Here is a 4136-nt window from a genome sequence, read left to right as displayed (position 1 = left end):
TTAACATTTTTATGACTTATCAGTCTCCCCCTGCACCCCCTGTTTCAACATCATAACCATTATAGATATTATCTATTATACAAATCTAAAGGACGAGGAACGAGGAGGAATCTCATCATGATGAGATGTCTCGTCACTCATGCTTCGCTCCGTCGACATGACAACAAATATAAATTTGACTTCCAAGTTATTTCGACGGCAGGAGAAATCCCATAATCTTAGCAGAATAAAGTTCATAATTATAAGATATCCCAATTACTCCTCACTAAGCACAAGACAAACAGCCTAAACCCTGCACAACAACCATTCGTCTACACTTAATTTTCATCCACCGAAAATTAAAACTTAAACACTTGTAGTCATATAGCTTTGTAGTATTAAATACAACTATCATGAAAAAAATATTACTACTACTTGTGCTTATTTACACGAATGTTCATACACAAGATATCCCGTTTAATTGCGATTATAATGCCTACTTGTTTCAATACAACGATATATATGCTATAGACCTGGCTTCTGGTAGTTCATATGCAGTAGCAACCGATGTTACAGAAGGAACTATTAACGCAGCCGCATACAATCCTGCAGATGGATTTATATGGGGTTCATTAAGCTATCCTTCAAAATCTATTGTTAGAATAGGTAAAGATTTTTCGACGCTTACTTTTTATGTAGATGAATTGCCAACAAACGGCAGATATGTTGGAGATGTTAGTGCTGAAGGAATTTATTATTTAAAAGCAGGTGGAACACCGTATTATGCGATAGATTTAAATCCAGAATCAGATAATTATGGAAATCATATAGCAACAAAAGATTTATCAAAAAGTATAAATATTCACGACTGGGCATTTAATGCTGTGGATGGTAAATTATATACCGTAGAAAAGAAAACTAATATTTTATACCGTATAGAAGCAGATAATGGCACCATAGAAAGTTTAGGCGAAGTCCCAATCTTATCTGGTTTAGATTACACTTATGGTGCTGTTTATTTTGATGCCTCTGGTCGTTTTTACATATCAGCGAATCAAACAGGAACTATTTATGTTATCCAAAACGTACAAGATTTAGATGGCACCAATGCTATGGAATCAAACCTATTTGCGTTCGGACCTTCAAGTTCTCAAAATGACGGAGCACGTTGTCCAACAGCTCCTGTACCTCAAGAAGATTGTACCAATGGTATTGATGATGATGGAGATGGTTTAATAGATTGCGAAGATCCTTCATGTTCTGGTTACGCAGCCTGTCCTGTAATAGAAGCACCAACATCTAGTGGTAATTCAGGAGGGTTGGAAAGTAATAACAGATTATCTGAACAGATTAATAAACGAAATTTTAATCGTGCTAAGAACAATTACAAATTTGATAAAACATTAGCGAAACGATTTACAAAATCTGCTAAATATGGTAAAAAGACAGGTAAAACAGGATTACAATTATCAGATTTTATGCCTTTAGAGATTTTAAATGAAGATCATGTAATAGAATCGTCTCCTACAGATTTATTAGGTATTACGAATGCAACAGATATATATTCTGTAGATTATATGAGAGCAGGCGAGGCTGTAGCATCTATACTTGTTCTTAAAACCGATATAGGAGTATACGAACACACTAAATACATTTGTGATAGATTATTAGGAGCCGAATTAATATCAGTATCAACGATAGAAATTAAAGAGCAAAAATTTATAAAAGCGCTGATTAGAAATATTGATGGTTCTTTGGAATTTGTATTGAGTTTATCAGCAAAACCTACAAACAACGGTAGTGAATTTGGAATTGAAAGCCATTGGAATTTAGATAAATATGAAAACAATGTACCATTCTATAACTTCCAAATATGGTCGAACTCTTTAGATGATTTGTTACGCCTTGGAGAAGAAGTGGTACGATTGTTAGATGTTCAAAAACCAGTAACAAGCTATAATAACTCAACACCACCAACAGTATTTGTTAGAAAAGGGAAATACCAGCATGGAAAGCTGGAATTACAAATTGTAAACACGAATAGAAGTGAAGCCGTTAAATTTGATGGAGGATTAAGGGTTACTGAATCGGATATAGTAGAATATGTATCATCTACCATAGATTTATATGGCAACTATATTACCAATATAGAAGTTGATGCAGGTAACTTGTTTGATATAGGTTTTAGAATAGGAGATGGGATACAAACTCCGGACGATTTATTCATGTCTGATGGTCCGTGGGGATATGATAACGCAGCACCAAGTACTGTAGTAAATACATATAATGTAGAACCTAATGAAGAGGAATTTAATGATGATGAGTATCCTATTGAGCGTAATATAGAATTAGTAGCCAATACAAGCGAATATATTGCAGCTTATAGAGCTTTAACACCAAAGTTCAATCCTATAGATTTATCAGCTTATAATAGCTTACAGTTTAGATCTAAAGGAACAGGTACTTTGATTGTAAGATTGGTTAAGGAAGGTATTAGTAACTGGGAGAAGCAATATAAAACAAGCATATCATTAACTAATAGTTTACAAGACTATAGTATTCCATTTTCTGAATTTAAATCTATTAATGGTAATAATTTCGAAACTAATGATGTTACGTCTATAGTATTTACCATGTTAGCAGAAACTGGAGCCATAGAAACTAAAGAAATGACTTTACAACAATTGCGTTTTTCGACTAGTAGTACACTTTCAGTAGAATCATTTACTAACGATGAACTAAACAAAACATTTGCATCTCCAAACCCAATGATATCTAATACAACGATACATTTTACAAGTCAAGATTCTGAAAAAGTTGAGTTGTTAGTTTACAATCAATTAGGAAGTTTGATAAAAAAGATGATGTATGAAGCCGTTAGAGGTGAAAATAAAGTGAAACTAGAAAGAACTGGTTTAAGTTCTGGATTGTATTTCTGTAATATAAAAAGCAATATGACTACTTATAAAACAATAAAACTACTTATAGAATAATTAATAGCTACTCTAGTTTTATTTTTTTGAAAAGGCAAAAGGCGTAAGTTTTTTGCCTCTTTACATTTAAGATGTTTGTAAATAAATTGAAGGAAATGTCCCTTAACGAACAAAAAAATCTTGCAAATATTATTTTTCTGTAACAAGTCTTCAGATATTTAGTCTTACTTGAAAAGTATTATAACTATGACACAAATAAGTAATAATAGAGAGACAGATATTTCACTAGGCAAAGCTGCTTTAATTGCAGGAATAAGTTTGTTTGTTATGGTTTTAACAACTCCCTTTGCAGAATTTTCAATATTTCCGAAACTTATAGATTCTGAAAATGCCACAAAAACAGCTGAAAACATTATAAACAATAAACACTTATTTAGTGTTGCCATTTTTCTAATTCTATTAACCCTAATTGCAGATATTGTAGCATCATGGGCTTTATATATATTTTTAAAACCAGTAAACAAAAGTTTATCATTATTAACCGCTTGGTTTAGGCTTATATATACAGCAATGTATTTCATTGCATTGTATAATTTGCTTGAAATATTGAGTATTATTAAATCTATAGAATATTTAAAGGATACTGGAATCGGACAAATAAATGATAGTATCTTACTCCAAATAAAAGCTTTTAGAGTTGAAGGTAGTTTTGGATTAATAATTTTCGGAATCTATCTTATTTTACTTGGCTATTTAGTATATAAGGCTAATTATATCCCGAAAATATTTGGAGTTATTTTAATAATTGCAGGTTTAAGTTGGGTAATTGACAAATTGAGTTCATTTCTTTTTCCAGAAATAAATACGCAATTCTTATTTATTCTTACAATGAGTGAATTAATCTTTATGTTTTGGCTTTTAATTAAAGGTTCGAGAATAAAGACTATTGAATAATATTTAGAAAAAAAACGAAAGCACAACAATGTGTCCTAATCAATTGCTTGGCTGATTTAATGATTACCACGGAAATTCTGCCGAATTTCTTTTACGCTGTTTCTTTTTACTATCTTAGTGCCCCTTGCTGCCGCTAGCTTTCACCTTAAATCCGTAAGTCTTTTTATTTATTGAAAAGCTTAGATTGATTTTAATGAAAAGCCTTGTGAATAATGTTGTTTTTAGGTCAGTTTGCCTAAGACCGAGATACTTTTATAGTTTAAAATAGCA

General features: G+C 31.7%; 2 protein-coding genes. Both read left to right on the top strand.

Features of this window, described 5'->3' with window-relative positions:
• Positions 1–392: 392 nt before the first annotated feature.
• The gene (locus tag EM932_RS20555; protein ID WP_135879089.1) at positions 393–2972 is read left to right on the top strand and encodes a DUF6923 family protein; all 2580 of its coding nucleotides are present in this window, start codon (positions 393–395) and stop codon (positions 2970–2972) included.
• A gap of 186 nt (positions 2973–3158) precedes the next feature.
• Positions 3159–3866: a DUF4386 domain-containing protein gene (locus EM932_RS20550; protein WP_135879088.1), complete on the top strand. Its 708-nt coding sequence runs from the start codon at positions 3159–3161 to the stop codon at positions 3864–3866.
• Positions 3867–4136: the final 270 nt, after the last annotated feature.

It is taken from the genome of Flavivirga rizhaonensis, assembly GCF_004791695.1.
In the GTDB taxonomy this organism is placed as follows: domain Bacteria; phylum Bacteroidota; class Bacteroidia; order Flavobacteriales; family Flavobacteriaceae; genus Flavivirga; species Flavivirga rizhaonensis.
This window is presented reverse-complemented; position numbering and strand designations above follow the sequence as displayed.

Coding starts and splice junctions, on each gene's coding strand:
- EM932_RS20550 (WP_135879088.1), top strand. CDS start 3,159: ATGACACAAATAAGTAATAATAGAGAGACAGATATTTCACTAGGCAAA.
- EM932_RS20555 (WP_135879089.1), top strand. CDS start 393: ATGAAAAAAATATTACTACTACTTGTGCTTATTTACACGAATGTTCAT.